We start from the raw sequence: 17,584 nt of genomic DNA, 5'->3' as shown, positions 1-17,584 counted from the left end.
TTTGAAAGGAATTCCCATGGCCAATATTCTCCCGGGCAGCTTGCGCGCCGCCTCCCTCTCGCTGGCGCTTGCCGCCGGCTTTGCTTCCGCCGCCACCGCCGAGGAGGGTGAGGGCGTCTATTTCGGAGCGGTCACCGACCCGACGGTCAAGCAGGAATGCTCGGCCTGCCACATGGCGTTTTCGGCCGGCATGCTGCCTGCCTCGTCTTGGACCGCCATTCTCGGCGACCTGTCGAACCATTTCGGCGAGGACGCCTCGCTTGACGACAAGACGACCGCCGCGATCCGCGACTGGCTGACCGGGAACGCCGCGCAGCCGAGCCGCTGGATGACCAACGCAGCCGACGGCGGCGACACGCCGATGCGCATCACCGAGACGACATGGTGGACGCGCGTCCATAACGGCGAGGTCAATCCGGCGGCCTTCGACAATCCGCGCGTTGGCTCCAGGGCCAATTGCGCCGCCTGCCATCGGGGAGCCGAACAGGGCTTCTTCGGGGAAGAGTAACCGGCTCCCCCTCGGCCGGTTCGTCTGCGCCGCGCGCCTGCCCACCACCCCCGTGGGCGGCGCGCGGCGCAAATCGTTTTGCCGGCTTACAACTCCCGGGTCTCGCCGAATTTCGGCATCACCACCTTGGTGTTCTTCAGCTTGCGCGCGAAGTGTTCCATCGTGTCCGCCTCGCCATGCACCAGGAAGGTGGTTTCCGGATTGCCCGTCCTGGCGTGCCAGTCCAGCAATTCGCTCTGGTCGGCATGCGCCGAGAAACCGTTGATCGTGTGAATGCGCGCCCGCACCGGGATGTCGTCGCCGAACAGCCGCACATGGCTTGCCCCGTCGACGATCTGGCGCGCCAGCGTCCCTTGCGCCGCGAAGCCGACGAAAATCACGCTGCAGTCGTGGTGAGCGAGATTGTGGCGCAGGTGATGCCGCACCCGCCCGCCGGTGCACATGCCGGACCCCGCCATGATGATCGCGCCGGAGCGGATCGAGTTCAGCCGGATCGATTCCGAGACGTCGCGCACGAAATGCAGGCCGGGCAGGCCGAACGGGTCGCCCTTGTCGCCGAACAGCCGCTGGATTTCCGGGCGGTAACCCTCCGGGTGCCGTTTGAAGATCTCGGTCGCCGAGATCGCCATCGGCGAATCGAGAAACACCCGCAGCCCCTCGGGGATCTTTTTGCGGCGGATGCCCTCGTGCAGGTAGAACAGCAGTTCCTGTGCGCGTTCGAGCGCGAAGGTCGGTATGATGATGTTGCCGCCGCGCTCGTCCGCATCCGTGATCGCGTCGTAGAACTCGGCGACGGAGGCATCCAGGTCGCGGTGGTTGCGGTCGCCATAGGTCGTTTCCATGATGACCGTGTCGATATTCGGCGGCACCTCCGGATCGCGCAGGAGCGGTCGGCCGGAATTGCCGATATCGCCGGAAAACAGCACCCGCCGGTGCCTTTCGCCTTCGCTCAGTTCCAGCAGCACGCTCGCCGAGCCGAGGATGTGGCCGGCGTCGAAGAAGGTCGCGGTGATGCCGTGCGCCAGCTGGATCGGTTTGTGATACTGCGCCGTGCGGCCGAAACAGTCGAAGCTGTTGAGCGCGTCGAGTTCGTCATAGAGCGGCCCCTCGGCATGCTTGTCGTGCGATTTGCGTGCCCGCCGCCTTGCTTCCTCCTCGTGCAGATGCGCCGAATCGAGCATCACGAGGCGCGCCAGTTCGCGCGTCGCCGAGGTGGTGATGATCTCGCCGGAAAAGCCGCGCTTGACCAGGAGCGGGATGCGCCCGCAATGGTCGAGATGCGCATGGGTGAGCAGCAGGATGTCGATGTCAGACGGTTCGAAACCGAACGTTTCCGCATTGTCCTCATGGATTTCGTGGCGGCCCTGGAACAGCCCGCAGTCGACGAGGATCTTTTTGCCGCCGCAGGTCAGGAGATGGCATGAGCCGGTGACGCCCTGGTCGGCGCCGTGGAATGACAGTTGCACTGTGTTTCTCCCTGATCCCGTAAATCTATTCGCCTTGGCCCGTCAGCGGGCGGCCGGCAAGCTTGTACCAGTGTAATATGTCGGCCCAGATCTCCTCGGCCGTTTCCGCGAACCAGAACAGGTCGCGGTCCTCCGGATCGATTGTGCCTTCCTCGACGAGAAAGTCGGGGTCGAACACGCGCCGCCAGTATTCCTCGCCGACCAGCACGACCGGAACCGGCGAGATCTTGCGGGTCTGGATCAGCGTCAGCGTCTCGAACAATTCGTCCATCGTGCCGAAGCCGCCGGGGAACACCACCAGCGCCCGCGCCCGCATCATGAAATGCAGCTTGCGCATGGCGAAATAATGGAACTGGAAGCACAGGTCCGGCGTGATGTAGGGATTGGGGAACTGCTCGTGCGGCAGCGTGATGTTGAGCCCGACCGAGCGCGCGCCCGACTGCCAGGCGCCGCGGTTCGCCGCCTCCATGATTCCCGGCCCGCCGCCCGTCACCACGACCAGCCGGTGGCCTTCCGGCCCTTCCGCCGCGCCGACGATCTCCCCGAGTGCGCGGGCGACGTCGTAATAGCGGCTCTTGGCGGCGATCCGCTCGGCGGAAGCGAGCCGTTGTTTCAGCGCGGTGTTGCCGGGATCGCGTGCGATCGCTTCGCGCAGTTCGGCGACATGGCGCCTGGCCGTCGCCGGCTCGGCGATGCGCGTCGAGCCGAACACCACGATGGAGTGTTCGACGCCGTGTTCCTCCAGCAGGGTTTCCGCTTTCAGATAGTCGAGCTCCAGCCGAGGCCCGCGCGCCGTGTCGTGGTTCAGGAAGGAAACGTCCTCGATGGCCGGCTTGTAGCTTGCGCTGTTCTGGATCGCGGCGACGCGTCCCGGCGCGTCCGGATCGTCGAGTTGCGATTTCGGCGCGCACCACGGCAGCGCCTCGCGCCGTTTTTGCGGATGCGCCGGCGAGGGCACGCGCCCTTCCGGGCGTCTTGGAGGTCCGGCGTCGTCGGTCATTGCGGGTCCCGTCTTGTCGTGGTGCCGAGTTCTTCGGCCAGCAGGTCGAACACATAGCGGATTCGGCGGCTGGTGTTGAGTTCGCGATGCGTGGTCAGCCACATCGGAAAGATCATCGGGTCGAGGCCGGGCAGGGCGCGCCGGACTTTTCGCTCGGCGTCGCCGATCGCCTCGGGAACGATGCCGATGCCGACGCCCTGCTTGACCAGTTCCCAGTGCACGAGGTGGTTGCTGGTCAGCACCGGGAAATTGCGCCGCGTCAGGCTCAGCCCGAGCTTGTTGAGTCCTTCCACCATCACGCCGGTCGTGTCGAAGCCGATGAAATCGGCCCGGCTCAGCTCCTCCGGCGTTTGCGGATTGCCGATCCGGTCGAGATAGCCGGCCGATCCGTAGAGCCGCGCCGCATCATCGCCGATCTTTTTGGCGATCAGGTCCGGCTGGGTTGGCCGGAACGAGCGGATGGCGATGTCCGCCTCGCGCCGGCGCAGATCGATGGTCGCGTTCGAGGCGACGATCTCGACCTCGATGCCCGGCGCCTCGCGCCGGAGTCTTTCGACGACCGGCGGCAGCAGGAAGGCCGAGTAGATCTCGCTTGCCGTGATCGAGATCGATCCCTCGATCGATTGCGCCTGGCCCGACGCCGCCAGCGAGATGCGGCTGGCCGCGTCCCCCATCGCCCGCACGTGGTCGAGCAGTTCCAGCCCGGCGGGCGTCAGCACCAGTCCGCGTCCGGCGCGCTCGAACAGCACCACGCCCAGTTCCGCCTCCAGCGCGTCGACCTGCCGCCCGAGCGTCGGCTGCGTCATGCCGAGCGCCCGCGCCGCCGCCGACAGCGAGCCCTCCTCCGCCGTGACGAGGAAGGCCCGCGCGCGGTTCCAGTCGAATTTCACCGAGCGCCAATCCATGCAAATTTGCATATCAAATCGACGAAATTAGTCAATTTATGCAGTAATCATGCATGGATATAACGCTACCAGCGAAACAGACAACTGGAAACCGGAACAATGAAAGCGGCAATATACGACACATACGGCCCCGCCGATGTCCTCCACGTGGACGAGGTGGCGCGACCCGAAATCGGCGACGGCGACGTGCTCGTGCAGGTTCATGCGACCACCGTCACCACCGCCGACTGGCGGCTCCGCGCCTCGGCATTTCCCGGCATCATGTGGCTGCCGGGCCGGATGATGTTCGGGCTCTTCGCGCCGAGGAACAAGGTCCTCGGCCACGAATTCGCCGGCCGGGTGGTCTCGCGCGGCAAGGACGTCACCCGCTTCAGGCTCGGCGATGCCGTCTTCGGCTTCTCCGATGGCGGAGCGCATGCGCAATATCTGGCGGTCGGCGAGAATGCCGCGATCGCGAGGATGCCCGCCGGAACCGGCTATGACGAGGCGGCATCGATCCCATTCGGCGCAGTCGCCGCGCTCGTCTTCCTGCGCGATTTCGCGAAACTGAAACCCGGCCGGAAGGTGCTCGTCCTCGGCGCCTCTGGCGGCGTCGGCGTTTACGCCGTCCAGATCGCGAAACATCTCGGCGCCGAGGTCACCGGCGTTGCGAGTACGGCGAATGTCGGCCTGGTCGCGTCGCTGGGGGCCGGCCGTGTCATCGATTATCGTAAGCAGGAGGTTACGGATGGCGCGGAGACCTACGACCTGATCTTCGATACCGCCGGCATCGCGACCTTCGCCGTGGTGAAGCGCGCGCTGGCGCCGAAGGGCGTCTACATCCCGCTGGAATTCGGCGCCCGCGAGATCCTGCAGGCGCTCGTCACCTCGGTGACCGGCGGCCGCAGGGTCGTCATCGGCGTCAACGGCGACACGCGCGAAGACATGGAATACGTCGCGGAGCTCGTGGAGAAGGGTGCGATCCGACCGGTCATCGACAGCCGCTACCCGCTCGAACGCATCGCCGACGCCCATCGCCGCGTCGAGACCCGGCACAAGACCGGCAGCGTCGTCGTCACCGTCGCCGCCGACGGCGCCGCGGAAAGCGGGGCCGCGTAACGCAAAGCCCCGCCCGGCGCCGCGCGCGCCGGACGGGGATGGTCGCGGACCGTCAGCTGACCCTGCGCATCGGTTCCGCAACCTGTCCGGGCCGATAAAACAGGCCGGTCGGATCGTATTTGCGCTGCAGATGCAGCAGCCGCTCGTAGGCCGGAGCCGCAAACGAATTCGGCGACCGCTCCGCGAGGTCGAGATCGGCCTCGCCGATGTAATGGCCCATCGAGATCGGCGCGATGTCCGCGCTCATCCCGCGAAGCCAGGCGAAATTCGCCGCGTCGTCACCGTCGTCCTGCCAGATCGCATAGGCGGAACCGAAGGCCGGGCCGGCCATCGAGAAGGCCGTATCGGGCATGGTTTCGCCATCCATCGGCGGCAGCACCACGCCGATCGCGTAGGATTCCGGCGAGGGCGCGTCCTTGACCGCTTCGGCCATCCGCGTCAGCAGCGCGGACGGATCGGCGGACCAGTTCGTGTCGACGGCGTAGCGTCGCCCTTCCGGGTAGAACTGGCCGGTGATCAGGTAGAGCACTTCGAACGGCGTCTCCATGCCGAGTTGCACGTCGAGCGCACCCTCCGGCGCGTCTTCCGCGATGATCGACAGCGTCTCGTCGGCTTCCTCCTCGGACGCGGCGAAGATCGTCGCCACGCCGGCCACCGTCTTGGTCGCGTGTCCAGCCAGCGGCGGCGGCGCCGACGACATCGCGGCGGTGAACTCGACATTGCGCGGCACGCGCGTCATCGCCCGGCTCATCCAGCGTTCGACCGCCCCGATCTCGTCGATCTCGTAGGTCCACATGCTGGTGCGGATGGCGCGCGGCAGATCGTGCAGCCGCAGCCGGTACTCGGTCACCACGCCGAAGAACTCCGGTCCCGCGCCGCGCACGGCCCAGAATATCTCCGGGTTCTCGGTCTCGCTGGCATTGACCAGCGAACCGTCGGCGAGCACCACCTCCACGCTGTCCACATTGTGGCATGCGATGCCCCAGGCGCCGGCGTTCCAGCCGAAGCCGCCGCCGAGCAGGTAGCCGGAAAGCGGCACGCTGGCGCAATGCCCGGTCGGAAAGGCGAGCCCGTGCTCGGCCAGTGCGGCGGCGAGCTTGCCGTTCGTCACCGTGGGCTGGGCGCGGGCGATGCGGGCGTCCGCGTCGATCGACAGCGCATTCATCTGCGAAAGGTCGATCACCACGCAGTCCTGCAGCGCAATGCCGGAAAACTGGTGCCCGCCGCCGCGCGGCGACACGCGCCGGCCCGTCGCGGCGGCGAACTTCACGGCGGTCCGGACATCCGCCGCGTCCTTCGCCCTGACGACGATTTCGGGAAACCGGTCCGGCTTGCGGCCGTTCCACAGCAGCCCCTGGCGGACCGTCTCGTATCCGGCGTCGGCGCGGGTCGTAACCGTTCCGCGGATCGCCTGTTTCAGATCATTCGTGTTCATCGTCTTTTCCTCGAAGTCGGTGCGGTTCAGTTGGTGTGCGCCGCGTGTTTGAAATGCTCGCAGGTGATCGCCGGGTTGAACGGCATCAGCTGGCCAAGCGGGTTGTTCACGAACCAGACATGCTGGTCGTAATGCGGCTCGAAGCCATGCGCCTCGTCACCGGGCGTATTCGGGTCGTCGGCCATGTAGTCCCAGTTGCGGCCCATGGAGGCGGGGCCGTCACGGAAGCCGGCTTCCTTCCAGGCCTTTTCGAAGACCACGTTCTCGGCGCCGACCAGCTTCATCGATCCGTCCGCCTGCGGCTCGTAGAGCAGCACCGAGGGCTTCAGGAAATCGGTGTTGAGGCCGGTGCCGTAGACGCGCGGCTCGACCGCGGTGATCCCGATGACGTCGGGGCGGAGGTAATGCACGCCCATCGCGCCCCATTCGGCCGGAAGCCCTTCGGCGGCGGCGCTGACGCAATGGCCGGACGGGTCCTGGATATAGCCCTCGGCGAGCGCGACATTGACGTCGGCGTAGCGGGCCGTCGCGGCCTTGATCTCCTCGATGGCGGCGGTGACGTCGGCATCCGAGGCTTCGGCCTTGAGCGGCACGGCGGCGGCGAGGGCGGTGGTGATGAGCATCAGGCGGGCGAACGGCATCGTGCGCCCGGAAGCGGGGTTTTTCATGTCTTTGATCCTGTCTGTTCTGGTTTGGAATCGCATGCACCGGGGTCCGGTCGCGGGCCCGGTGTCGACAGGCGGGTCAATAGTCCAAAGCGATTTGGTCCGCTCGCTAAATGGTCCTGCACGAAATCATAAAAGAATGCTAAAGGAATGCGCGCGGCGTTCTTGCGCCGATCGTCAAAAAGTCTGACCTGATCCGGTGATCGCGATAAGAGCCTGGTAATGAACCATGTCCCGCGCCCCTGAACCGCACACGCCCGATATTGATATCGAGGCGCGCCGGGCCTTCGCGGCGGAAGGCGGCGCGCCCGTCGTGCTGACGCCCGATCTCGCGACTTTCTGCCAGCAGGGGGTCAGCGTCCTGATCGCCGCCTGCGGTCCGGGAGAGGCGCCCGTCGCCGGGTTGGGGTGCGGCTGCCGCGTTGTGCATGGCGGGCGAATTCGGCTCCTGATGATGCGTCGGGGCAATGAACGGTTTCTGACGGTCGTGCAGCGCGGCGGCGGTGTCGCCGCCACCTTCAGCCAGCCGATCACGCACCGCTCGATCCAGGTGAAGGGCGCGCGCGCCGTCGTGGCGGCCGCGACCGGCGAGGATCGCGAGGCCGCCATCCGGCAAATTGACGGCCTTCGCCGCGAACTGGTCGAGATCGATTACCCGCCCGCCTTCGCGGCGGCCTATTGCACCGTCGACGCCGCGGACATTGTCGCCGTCGACCTGACGCTCGACGCCGCCTTCGTACAGACGCCCGGTCCCGGAGCGGGCGCGGAACTGAAGCCATGACGGCGCCGGCGCTTTCCGCGATCCGCAACTGCCTGGAGGGCATCGTCCCGTCGGTTCTGGCGACCGCCGATGCCGACGGAACGCCCAATGTGTCGATGATCTCGCATGTCCAGTATGTCGATCCTGAGCACGTCGCGCTCTCCTACCAGTTCTTCAACAAGACCCGGCGCAACCTGTTGGCGACGAAACGGGCGTCTGTCGCCGTCGTCGATCCCGAAACCAACGCCCAGTACCGGCTCGCGCTCGACTATGTCGAGACGCAGACCAGCGGCCCGTTGTTCGAGGCGATGCGCGCCAAGCTCGCAGGCATCGCATCGCATAGCGGCATGCAGGGCGTCTTCCGGCTGCTCGGCTCCGACGTTTTCCGCATCCGCGAAATCGAGTCGATTCCCTCGTTGACGATGCCGCAGCCGGTCGGCTGCAACCTGTTGTCGGGCGCGCGGCGCGTCTGTGACCGGATCGCTGCCTGCGACGAACTCGGCGATCTGTTCGACGCCGTGCTTGCCGGCATGCAGCAGCATTTCGGCATCGAGCACGCGATGGTCCTGATGCTCGACGCGACGACGGACCGGCTCTACACTGTCGCCTCGCGCGGCTATCCGGTGTCCGGCATCGGCTCCGAGGTCGGCCTTGGCGAGGGCGTCATCGGCGTCGCCGCCCGGCAGGGGGTGCCGATCCGCATCGGCCGCATGGCGTCGGAATATTCCTACGGCACCGCGGTCCTCGGCAGCGCCCGCGCCGCCGGCCTCGACTGGTCGGGCGACACCGCCATCCCCTATCCCGGCCTGCCGGCGCCGCAGAGCCAGATTGCCATGCCGATCCTGCGCTGCGGCAAGACCATTGGCGTGCTGTTTGCGGAAAGCCCGGAGCCGAACCAGTTCGGCTATGACGAGGAGGACGCATTGTCGCTTGTGACCGGCCAGCTCTCGGCACTGATCGCCTTGCTGCAGGAGGAGGAGGTCCCGGAAGCAACCGGCACGCCGCCCGCCTCCGGCGCGGTGACCGGCCGCAAGATCCGCGTCCGCCATTATGCCGCCGACAACACGGTCTTTATCGGCCACGACTATCTCATCAAGGGCGTTGCCGGCGCGATCCTCTGGAAGCTCGTCAGGGAACACGCCGGCGAAGGCCGCGTCGAGTTCACCAACCGCGAATTGCGCCTCGATCCATCGCTGCGCCTTCCCGAATATGCCGAGAACCTGGAGGCCCGCCTCGTCCTGCTGCAGCGCCGTCTCTGCGAGCGCGACGCCGGCATTCGCATGGACAAGTGCGGCCGCGGCCGCTTCCGCCTCGTCGTCGACGGATCATTGGTGCTGGAGGACCTGTAGGCGCCGCTGCGCGATCCCGGCCGCAGAAGCCGCGGTGCCGGCGTTCCGGCGGGTCCGGCTAGAGAACCCTTTTCGCTCCCGGCAGCTTCCGGATCGCGTAAGCGACCGCATAGCAGGCCGGGATGACGATGATCGCCGCCAGCGCGAATTTCGCCAGCGCCGGCAGCCCGATGTCCCGCATCGCGTAGCAGATGAAGACGATAAGCGGGCTGTGGATGATATAGACCGTGAAACTGTGTCCGGACAGGAAGCGCGACAGCGCGCCGCCGCCGGTGAAAACCCTTCTGAACAGAACGATCGATCCCAGCATCATGCCGATCGCCATCGTCGAATCCCACAGCGCATAGGCGGCCGACTGCCAGTGCCCGTTGCCGGTGAACTCCGCCGCCTCGGAAAACCGGATTGAGAACATTTCGCCGCTGACGGAGAGCGGAAAAAGCAGCACCGACGCCGCCGCCGCGAGGATCGCGCCGGCCACGCCCGCCGAGCCCGGAAGGCCGCGCAGCCATTCGTGGCGCCACGCCATGGCGCCGAGCACGAACAGGCCGAGATATTGCGGCAGATAGGCGATGGTCGGGAAATTGAGGAAGGGCAGAACGAGGTGCACTTCCTTGCCGATCGGCACCGCCATGCGGAACAGGTAACTCGCCGCCGCCAGGGCCGCGATCGCGCCGATTGCCGCCACGATGCCGGGAAAGCCCTTCCGCTCTTCCGCCACCGGCGGGTGTTCGCCGGCGATCCGGCGCCACAGCGCGTATCCGGCATCGAAGATCAGCAACATCAGCGCGAACCACAGCGGTCCGAGGCCGAGCATTTTCGGATAGTCTGCCAGTGTCGGCGGCGCGGTGATGCCCGTCAGGCTGGAAGGCATCAGGAAAAAGCCGATCCGCGCGACCGGCTCGATCAGGAAGATCGCCGCCAGGACCGGAATTCCGAGCCGCAGGAGCCGGCTTCTCAGGAAGGCGCCGCCGCCCTTGCGGTCATGGGAACCCGGCGTGAAATAGCCGGCCAGGAAAAACATCGCGCCCATGAACCATGCCTGGTTGAACAGCACGAAGACGCCGAGAAGCAGGAATGCCAGCGGATCCGTGAATGGCGGCTCCTGATAGTAGAACGGCGCAAAAGCCCCGTAGACCAGGGCGAGGTGATGCGCCACGACGAGCAGCACGAGGGCCGTGCGCAAATTGTCCAGATGGAATAGCCGCGCCTGCGGCGGCACTTTACTCATGATGTCGCCTCCCCTGCCGCGCGGATATGTGCCTGCATACCCTCCGTTGCACGATCCGGCGGCGCATTGATCCGCGTCAATGCCGGGCGGAGCCATAGCGGATGCGCTTGCCGCATATTCCGCGAAATCCCCTACTGGACATTCGCGCCCGTTTCGCCACACTCGCTTGAAATGCATTCTGGGAGGAAACGCATGCTTGGACTGATGCAGGAATGGCCGCTCGTCTGCCACAAGATCATTGATTTCGCCGCCCGTCAGCATCCGCACCGCGAGGTCGTGTCGCGCTCCGTGGAGGGTCCGATCGTCCGCATGACCTATGCGGATATCCGCGGCCGAGCGCTGAAGATCGCGCAACTGCTCGACCGCGAGGGCTTCGAGCCCGGTGACCGCATCGCGACGCTCGCCTGGAACTCGGGCAATCATCTCGAGGCCTGGTTCGGCATCATGGGCATGGGCGGCGTCTACCACACGCTCAATCCGCGCCTGTTCCCCGAGCAGATCGCCTGGATCATGAACCACGCGGCCGACCGCGCGATCTTCGTCGATCTCACCTTCATGCCGCTGGTCGAGAAACTCGCCGCGCATGTGCCGTCCCTGCGCAAGGTCATCGTCATGACCGACGCCGCCCACATGCCCGAGACCGCGCTCGAAAACGTCGTCGCCTACGAGGAATGGCTGAAAGGCGCCGACGGCGACTTCGTCTGGAACGATGTCGGCGAGGATGCCGCCTGCGGCATGTGCTACACCTCGGGCACGACGGGCGATCCCAAGGGCGTGCTTTATTCGCACCGCTCCAACGTCATCCACGCCATGATGGCCGCCATGCCCGATGCGATGGGCATCGGCTCGAAGGACGTGGTCCTGCCGGTCGTGCCGATGTTCCACGCCAATGCCTGGGGCCTTGGCCAGACCTGCCCGATGATCGGCGCCAAGATGGTCATGCCCGGCGGCAAGATGGACGGCGAATCCATCTACGAACTGCTCGACACCGAGAAGGTCACCTTCTCCGCCGCCGTGCCGACCGTCTGGCTGATGCTGCTGCACTATCTCGAAACCACCGGAAAGATGCTGCCGCATCTGAACAAGGTCGTCATTGGCGGCGCGGCATGCCCGCGCGCCATCACCGAGAAGTTCGAGAAGGTCTACGGCGTCGAGGTCATCCATGCCTGGGGCATGACCGAGATGAGCCCGCTCGGGTCGCTCTGCACCATGAAGCCGGAACACGCCGGCAAGAGCGGCGACGCGTTGCTCGACATCAAGCAGAAACAGGGCAGCGCGCCCTTCGGCGTCGAGATGAAGATCACCGACGACGACAACAACGAACTGCCCTGGGACGGCAAGACCTTCGGCCGCCTCAAAGTGCGCGGCCCGGCCGTCGCCTCCTCCTATTACGGCGGCGCCGGTTCGGAGCAGTTCGACGACGAAAGCTGGTTCGACACCGGCGACGTCGCCCATATTGACGAATTCGGCTACATGCAGATCACCGACCGCTCCAAGGATGTCATCAAGTCCGGCGGCGAATGGATCTCCTCGATCGATCTGGAAAACCTGGCCGTCGGCCATCCGGAGGTCGCGGAGGCCGCTGTGATCGGAGTGCCGCACCCGAAATGGAGCGAGCGCCCGCTGCTGATCGTCGTCGCCAAGGAAGGCTGCTCGCCGAAAAAGGACGACATCCTCGCCTTCATGAAGGGCAAGATCGTCGACTGGTGGATGCCCGACGACGTCGCCTTCGTCGACGAGATCCCCCACACCGCCACCGGCAAGATCAAGAAGACGACGCTGCGCGAGCAGTTCGCGGAGTACAAGCTGGCGGGATAGATGTTATTCTGTCAGCCATGAAGAAGAATCGTATCGTTAATAAAAAGCCTGCGGCGGGGAGAGCCACCCCCGTCGTCAAGGCGTTGCACGCCAAAAGCGTTAAACGCTGGCGTAAGATTTATGAGGCGCTTGCGAAGCAGACCCGCGCCTGAAACTCATGCCGTCTCCGCTTTCGCGCCTGCTTCCGTCGCCGCCTTCCTGCGCCGGCGGGTGACCAGCACGAAAAACGACGGCACGAACAGGATGCCGAACACGGTGGCCGCGATCGTGCCGCCGAGCACGCTCGTGCCGATCGCGGTCCGCCCGCCGGATCCCGCGCCGGTGGAAAGCACCAGCGGCAAGACGCCGAGCGAGAACGCCATCGAGGTCATGATGATCGGGCGGAAGCGCTGCCGCGCCGCCGTGCGCACCGCGTCGAACAGCGATTCGCCGGCCTCGTAGCGGTCGCGCGCGAATTCGACGATCAGGATCGCGTTCTTGCCGGTCAGGCCGATCACGGTCAGAAGCCCGACCTGGAAGAACACGCCGTTCTGATAGCCGCCGAGCCATGTCCACAAAAGCGCGCCGAGAACGCCGATCGGCATCGCCAGCAGGACGGCGAACGGGATCGACCAGCTCTCGTAGAGCGCGGCGAGGCAAAGGAACACCGCCGCCAGCGACAAGGCGTAGAGCAGCGGCGCCTGATTGCCTGACTGGCGCTCTTCCAGCGACAGGCCGGTCCAGGCGATGTCGAAGCCGGGCGGCAGCTGTGCCGCCAGCCGTTCGATTTCGTTCATCGCCTCGCCGGTCGTGACGCCATTCGCCGGACTGCCCTGGATATGCATCGCCGGCACGCCGTTATAGCGGTCCAGTCCCTGCGGCCCGAAGGTCCAGCGGCCCTCGGCGAAGTTGGAGAACGGCACGAGGCCGCCGCTGGCGTTGCGCACGCGCCATTTCGTCAGGTCTTCCGGCGTTGCGCGTGAATCCGCTTCGCCCTGGACGTAGACGCGCTTGATGCGGTTGCGGTCGATATAGTCGTTGACGTAGGACCCGGCCCAGGCCACCGAGAGCAGCCGGCCGACATCGGTCGCCGAAAGCCCCATCGCGCCGGCGGCGCGCCAGTCGATATCGAGATGGAACTGCGCCGCGTCCTCGAGGCCGGACGGACGTATCGAGCTGATCATCGGGCTCTGTGTCGCCATGCCGAGCATCTGGTTGCGGGCGGCCAGCAACTCTTCGTGCGACTGCCCGTTGCGCGCTTCGAGATAGAAGTCGAAACCGCTCAAAATCCCCAGCTCGGGCACGGCTGGCGGCACGATCGGGAACACCAGCGCATCCTTGATCTGGCTGAGCGCGCCGAAGGCGCGACCCGCGATCGCCTGCACGCTTTGCGCCGGCGACGGACGCTGCGACCAGTCCTTCAGGCGCACGAAGGCAAGCCCCATGTTCTGGCCCTGTCCGGCGAAGCTGAACCCGACGACGCCGAACGCCGAATCCACGCTGTCCTTCTCGCCTTCGAGGAAGTGGTTTTCCACCTTCTTGACCACTTCGAGCGTGCGTTCGGCCGTTGCGCCCGTCGGCGCCTGGATCAGCGTCAGCAGGATGCCCTGGTCCTCGTCTGGCAGGAAGGCGGTCGGCGTCTGGGTGAAGATCCAGGCCATCCCGCCCACGAGGGCGAGATAGACAATGCCGACGCGCAGCGGCCGCCGGATCAACCAGCCGACGGTGCCGCTATAGCCGCGGCTTACGCCGTCGAAGCCGCGGTTGAACCAGCCGGTCGGGCCGCGCTTGGCGTGGTGGGCGTCCTTCTTGCGCAGGAGCGTGGCGCACAGCGCCGGCGTCAGGGTCAGCGCGACGAAGACCGACAGCGCCATTGCCGAGACGATGGTGATCGAGAACTGCTGGTAGATCACGCCGGTCGATCCGCCGAAAAACGCCATCGGCACGAACACCGCCGACAGCACCAGCGCGATGCCGATCAGGGCGCCGGTAATTTGGCCCATCGACTTGCGGGTCGCCTCGAGAGGCCCGAGATCCTCTTCCTCCATGATGCGCTCGACATTTTCCACCACCACGATGGCGTCGTCGACGAGCAGGCCGATCGCGAGCACCATGGCCAGCATGGTCAGCGTGTTGATGGAGAACCCGGCGGCCGCGAGAATGCCGAATGTGCCGAGCAGCACCACCGGCACGGCCAGCGTCGGGATCAACGTGGCGCGGATATTCTGCAGGAACAGCAGCATCACCAGGAACACCAGCACGATTGCTTCGGCCAGCGTCTTGACCACCTCCTCGATCGACAGCCGCACGAAAGGCGTCGTGTCGTAGGGAATGACGTAGCTGACATTCTCCGGGAAGAACGCCGAATATTCCTCGATGCGCTTCTTGATCCGGTCGGCGGTGTCGAGCGCGTTCGCGCCCGATGCGAGCCGGATCGCCATGCCGGCCGATGGCTTGTCGTTGAAGCGCGCGATCGTCGAATAGTCCTGCGCGCCGACCTCGACGCGCGCCACGTCCTTGAGCAGCACCAGGCCGCCGTCGGTTTCGGCGCGCAAGACGATCTGCTCGAAATCCTCGGGCGTGCTCAAGAGCGACTGGGCCGTGATCGTGGCGTTGAGCTGCTGGCCCTCGACCGCCGGCAGGGAGCCGAAGGAGCCTGCCGATATCTGCGCGTTCTCCGCCGAGACGGCGCTGACCACGTCGCTGGGGGTCAGCCCGTAGGCGGCGAGTTTCGAGGGATCGAGCCAGATCCGCATCGCGTATTTGGAGCCGAAGACCTGGACCTCGCCGACACCCTCGATCCGGCTGAATTCGTCGACGAGGTTGCTGTTCATGTAGTCGGCCAGGTCGGCCTGGTCGAGCGAACCGTCATCCGAGATCAGTGCGATCACCATCAGGAAGCTGGCCGTCGATTTCTGCACCGTGACGCCCTGACGCTGCACCGTTTCCGGCAACAGCGGCGTCGCCTGCGACAGCTTGTTCTGGACCTGCACCTGCGCGATGTCCGGGTCTGTACCGGTTTCGAAGGTCAGCGTGATCGACGACGAACCGGCGGAGGTGGAGCTGGACGAGAAGTAGCGCAGCCCGTCGAGGCCGGTCATCCGCTGTTCGATGACCTGCGTCACCGTGTTGGCGACCGTCTCGGCCGACGCGCCCGGATAGGCCGCGCGCACCGCGATCGAGGGTGGCGCGATCTGCGGATATTGCGACACCGGAAGCGTCAGGATCGAAAGAATCCCGGCGCCCATGATGATGATCGCGATCACCCAGGCGAAAATCGGCCGGTCGATGAAAAAGCGTGCCATTGCGGCCTCCGCTGAAAAGGGGTCAGTTCTGCGCCGCCTGGCGCTCTTGCGGGTCGACGGTCGCGCCGGCGGCAATCTTCTGGAAGCCCGCGACGATCAGCCGGTCACCCTCCTTCAGTCCGTCGGTCACGATCCAGTCCGAACCGCGGTCGGAAAGCACGGTCAGCCTGCGCTGCTCGACGACGTTGTCGGAATTGACGACGAGCGCGGTCGGATTGCCGCGCCGGTCGCGCGAGACGCCTTCCTGCGGCGCGAGGACGACGTCCTTCGCGATGCCCTGCGGCAACTCCACCTGCACATACATGCCCGGCAGCAGCAGTTCCTCGGGGTTGGGGAACTGCAGCCGTAAGAGCACGACGCCGGTCTGTTCGTCGACATGCGGTTCGGCGGCGGTCAGTTCGCCGGTGTGTTCGTATCCCTGCCGGTCGGCCAGCGTCAGCTTGACGGTGGTGTCCGCCGAGTCGTCGAGGCCGGTTTCGCCGCGCTTCCAGCGGATGATGTCCGCGGCCGACTGGGTGACGTCGACATAGACCGGGTCGAGCTTGCGGATCACCGCCAGCGGGCTCGCCTGCCCGGCGGTCACCAGCGAGCCCTGCGTCGTCAGCGTGCGGCCGATCCTGCCGGAAAGCTGCGCCCGGATGGTCGTGCGCTCGAGATCGATATTTGCCGCCAGCAGTTGCGCCTTGGCGACCTGCAGCGAGGCCTTTGCGGCATCGCGCGTCGAGATCGCCTCGTCGACCGATTGTTCGCTGACCACACTGCGCGTGCGCAGGGCGTCGACGCGGTCGGCTTCGCGGTTCGCGGAGTCGAGCGCCACCTGCGCCTGCGCGACCGCTGCCTCGGCCGCCGCCACCTGCGCCTCGTAGGACGCCGGGTCGATCCGGAAGAGCGCGTCGCCGGCCTCGACCCGCGAGCCTTCCTGGAACAGCCGCTCGGTGATGATGCCGTTGACCTGCGGCCGGACTTCCGCCACGCCCGAGGCGACGATGCGCCCCGGCAGTGTCGCGGTGATCGTCACGTTCTGCTCGTGCAGCGTGACCACGGTCACCGCCGTCGGCGGGCGTTGGCCCTGTTGCTGCGCCAGCGCCGGCGCGCCGGCGACCGGCGCCGCGGCGATGCCGGCGGCGAGCAGGCAGGTAAGGAGTGCGCTGCGCACATGCCTCATGTCGGATTCTCCTGGCTGTGTGATCTTGCCGCTTGGCACGGGCGCGCTGGGCGGCTAATATGAAAACCAGTTGGTTTTATAAATCGATTTTCGCGGCGCGCGCAAGTGTTTTGCTGCGACTGCGAAGAGGGGAGGACGGAATAATCGCGCAAACGCAAAACGATGCATGCGGCGAGGAGTGCCGCGGGCCTGGCCGGCCCCGCCAGTACGACACGGCCGAGCGCGAGGCGATGATCCTCGACGCCGCCGAGACCGTGATCCTGCGCGACGGCCTCGGCCGGGCCTCCATGTCGGCCATCGCCCGCGAGGCCGGCATGTCGAAGCGCACCCTTTACGGCGTCTTCGAGAACCGCTCCGCGCTGTTTGCCGCGATCGTCCGGCGCATTCGCAACGCCGTCACCCGACCGCTGTCCGGCGGCGAACTCGATCTGCCGCTCGAAAACCGGTTGCGCCTGCTGCTGACGCCGGCGAGCGGCGAATTGCCCGGTCATATCCCCACCGCGATCCTGCGCGCCGTCGTCGCCGAGGCCGAGCGCCAGCCCGACCTCGCCCGCGAGTTCCTGCAGGAGGGGCCGCAGGCGGTGCGCGCCATGGTCCGCGCCGAACTCGACCGCTCGGTCGCGCGCGGCGAGATCGCCATCGCCGACACCACGGCCGCCGCCAGCCTGATGGCCGACATGGCCTATGACAATCTCATCGACAAGCTGATCGCGCCGCGCGCCGGCGCCAGGCTGGAGGAGGATTTCGGCCGCCGCCTCGATCTCGCGATCCACGTCTTCCTGCACGGCATCGGCGGCGCCGCCTGATCGCCCCGCGGCATTTGGCATTTCGGCCCGGAAATCCTATATGTTTGTCATGAACTTGCGCGCGATTCGGCCGGCCTCCCCGGTTTGCCCGCCGCGC

General features: G+C 66.3%; 14 protein-coding genes. 6 read left to right on the top strand and 8 right to left on the bottom strand.

Annotation, left to right across the window (positions count from 1 at the left end; all coding sequences use genetic code 11):
* Positions 1–16 precede the first annotated feature (16 nt).
* Positions 17–508: a diheme cytochrome c gene (locus tag IG169_RS00350; RefSeq protein WP_193174160.1), complete on the top strand. Its 492-nt coding sequence runs from the start codon at positions 17–19 to the stop codon at positions 506–508.
* Positions 509–594: 86 nt separating this feature from the next.
* Here IG169_RS00350 and IG169_RS00345 read toward each other — a convergent pair whose 3' ends face one another.
* From IG169_RS00345 to IG169_RS00335, 3 genes are read right to left on the bottom strand one after another with little or no spacing between them, the layout of a single operon-like run.
* The gene (locus IG169_RS00345; RefSeq protein ID WP_193174159.1) at positions 595–1,974 is read right to left on the bottom strand and encodes an MBL fold metallo-hydrolase RNA specificity domain-containing protein; all 1,380 of its coding nucleotides are present in this window, start codon (positions 1,972–1,974) and stop codon (positions 595–597) included.
* A 25-nt stretch (positions 1,975–1,999) separates the two neighbouring features.
* Positions 2,000–2,974, bottom strand: coding sequence for an LOG family protein (locus IG169_RS00340; RefSeq protein ID WP_193174158.1), 975 nt, complete (start codon positions 2,972–2,974; stop codon positions 2,000–2,002).
* Positions 2,971–3,879, bottom strand: coding sequence for a LysR family transcriptional regulator (locus IG169_RS00335; protein ID WP_193174157.1), 909 nt, complete (start codon positions 3,877–3,879; stop codon positions 2,971–2,973). Before IG169_RS00335 ends, IG169_RS00340 begins: the two co-directional genes overlap by 4 nt.
* Before the next feature lie 99 nt (positions 3,880–3,978).
* Here IG169_RS00335 and IG169_RS00330 point away from each other — a divergent pair, with 99 nt between their 5' ends.
* A complete protein-coding gene (locus IG169_RS00330) occupies positions 3,979–4,977 on the top strand; it encodes an NAD(P)-dependent alcohol dehydrogenase (protein WP_193174156.1) in 999 nt (332 codons plus the stop codon).
* A 52-nt stretch (positions 4,978–5,029) separates the two neighbouring features.
* On the opposite strand, the gene IG169_RS00325 is transcribed toward IG169_RS00330, so the two are convergent.
* Positions 5,030–6,412 carry an FAD-binding oxidoreductase gene (locus tag IG169_RS00325; RefSeq protein ID WP_193174155.1) on the bottom strand — a complete coding sequence of 461 codons (1,383 nt, stop codon included), beginning with the start codon at positions 6,410–6,412 and terminating at the stop codon, positions 5,030–5,032.
* Positions 6,413–6,438: 26 nt separating this feature from the next.
* A complete protein-coding gene (locus tag IG169_RS00320; protein ID WP_210325798.1) occupies positions 6,439–7,080 on the bottom strand; it encodes a hypothetical protein in 642 nt (213 codons plus the stop codon).
* 226 nt (positions 7,081–7,306) lie between these two features.
* Here IG169_RS00320 and IG169_RS00315 point away from each other — a divergent pair, with 226 nt between their 5' ends.
* Together IG169_RS00315 and IG169_RS00310 are read left to right on the top strand one after the other, a co-directional pair.
* Positions 7,307–7,858 carry a hypothetical protein gene (locus IG169_RS00315; RefSeq protein ID WP_193174154.1) on the top strand — a complete coding sequence of 184 codons (552 nt, stop codon included), beginning with the start codon at positions 7,307–7,309 and terminating at the stop codon, positions 7,856–7,858.
* The gene (locus tag IG169_RS00310; RefSeq protein WP_193174153.1) at positions 7,855–9,186 is read left to right on the top strand and encodes a GAF domain-containing protein; all 1,332 of its coding nucleotides are present in this window, start codon (positions 7,855–7,857) and stop codon (positions 9,184–9,186) included. The genes IG169_RS00315 and IG169_RS00310 overlap by 4 nt, the downstream gene beginning before the upstream one ends.
* Before the next feature lie 58 nt (positions 9,187–9,244).
* Here the strand turns inward: IG169_RS00310 and IG169_RS00305 are convergent, their stop codons facing one another.
* Complete coding sequence (locus IG169_RS00305; RefSeq protein ID WP_193174152.1) at positions 9,245–10,414, bottom strand: acyltransferase family protein; 1,170 nt, start codon at positions 10,412–10,414, stop codon at positions 9,245–9,247.
* A gap of 192 nt (positions 10,415–10,606) precedes the next feature.
* Between IG169_RS00305 and IG169_RS00300 the strand changes: the two genes are divergently transcribed.
* Positions 10,607–12,232 carry a long-chain-fatty-acid--CoA ligase gene (locus IG169_RS00300; RefSeq protein ID WP_193174151.1) on the top strand — a complete coding sequence of 542 codons (1,626 nt, stop codon included), beginning with the start codon at positions 10,607–10,609 and terminating at the stop codon, positions 12,230–12,232.
* Positions 12,233–12,387: 155 nt separating this feature from the next.
* On the opposite strand, the gene IG169_RS00295 is transcribed toward IG169_RS00300, so the two are convergent.
* Both IG169_RS00295 and IG169_RS00290 read right to left on the bottom strand, forming a co-directional pair.
* Entirely contained in the window at positions 12,388–15,516 is a 3,129-nt protein-coding gene (locus IG169_RS00295; protein ID WP_193174150.1) for an efflux RND transporter permease subunit, read from the bottom strand.
* A 22-nt stretch (positions 15,517–15,538) separates the two neighbouring features.
* Entirely contained in the window at positions 15,539–16,681 is a 1,143-nt protein-coding gene (locus IG169_RS00290) for an efflux RND transporter periplasmic adaptor subunit (protein ID WP_193174149.1), read from the bottom strand.
* A 230-nt stretch (positions 16,682–16,911) separates the two neighbouring features.
* Here IG169_RS00290 and IG169_RS00285 point away from each other — a divergent pair, with 230 nt between their 5' ends.
* A complete protein-coding gene (locus tag IG169_RS00285; protein ID WP_193174148.1) occupies positions 16,912–17,487 on the top strand; it encodes a TetR/AcrR family transcriptional regulator in 576 nt (191 codons plus the stop codon).
* The last annotated feature ends 97 nt before the right edge of the window (positions 17,488–17,584 follow it).

The organism is Oricola nitratireducens (assembly GCF_014904745.1).
GTDB classification, from domain to species: Bacteria; Pseudomonadota; Alphaproteobacteria; order Rhizobiales; family Rhizobiaceae; genus Oricola; species Oricola nitratireducens.
The sequence above is the reverse complement of the archived record's forward strand: the minus strand, read 5'-3'. Positions and strand labels throughout refer to the sequence as shown.

What these genes read in the sequence shown, in the direction of transcription:
- IG169_RS00350 (WP_193174160.1), top strand. Translation starts at nt 17, where the DNA reads ATGGCCAATATTCTCCCGGGCAGCTTGCGCGCCGCCTCCCTCTCGCTG.
- IG169_RS00340 (WP_193174158.1), bottom strand. Translation starts at nt 2,974, where the DNA reads ATGACCGACGACGCCGGACCTCCAAGACGCCCGGAAGGGCGCGTGCCC.
- IG169_RS00335 (WP_193174157.1), bottom strand. Translation starts at nt 3,879, where the DNA reads ATGGATTGGCGCTCGGTGAAATTCGACTGGAACCGCGCGCGGGCCTTC.
- IG169_RS00330 (WP_193174156.1), top strand. Translation starts at nt 3,979, where the DNA reads ATGAAAGCGGCAATATACGACACATACGGCCCCGCCGATGTCCTCCAC.
- IG169_RS00325 (WP_193174155.1), bottom strand. Translation starts at nt 6,412, where the DNA reads ATGAACACGAATGATCTGAAACAGGCGATCCGCGGAACGGTTACGACC.
- IG169_RS00320 (WP_210325798.1), bottom strand. Translation starts at nt 7,080, where the DNA reads ATGAAAAACCCCGCTTCCGGGCGCACGATGCCGTTCGCCCGCCTGATG.
- IG169_RS00315 (WP_193174154.1), top strand. Translation starts at nt 7,307, where the DNA reads ATGTCCCGCGCCCCTGAACCGCACACGCCCGATATTGATATCGAGGCG.
- IG169_RS00310 (WP_193174153.1), top strand. Translation starts at nt 7,855, where the DNA reads ATGACGGCGCCGGCGCTTTCCGCGATCCGCAACTGCCTGGAGGGCATC.
- IG169_RS00305 (WP_193174152.1), bottom strand. Translation starts at nt 10,414, where the DNA reads ATGAGTAAAGTGCCGCCGCAGGCGCGGCTATTCCATCTGGACAATTTG.
- IG169_RS00300 (WP_193174151.1), top strand. Translation starts at nt 10,607, where the DNA reads ATGCTTGGACTGATGCAGGAATGGCCGCTCGTCTGCCACAAGATCATT.
- IG169_RS00295 (WP_193174150.1), bottom strand. Translation starts at nt 15,516, where the DNA reads ATGGCACGCTTTTTCATCGACCGGCCGATTTTCGCCTGGGTGATCGCG.
- IG169_RS00290 (WP_193174149.1), bottom strand. Translation starts at nt 16,681, where the DNA reads ATGAGGCATGTGCGCAGCGCACTCCTTACCTGCCTGCTCGCCGCCGGC.
- IG169_RS00285 (WP_193174148.1), top strand. Translation starts at nt 16,912, where the DNA reads ATGATCCTCGACGCCGCCGAGACCGTGATCCTGCGCGACGGCCTCGGC.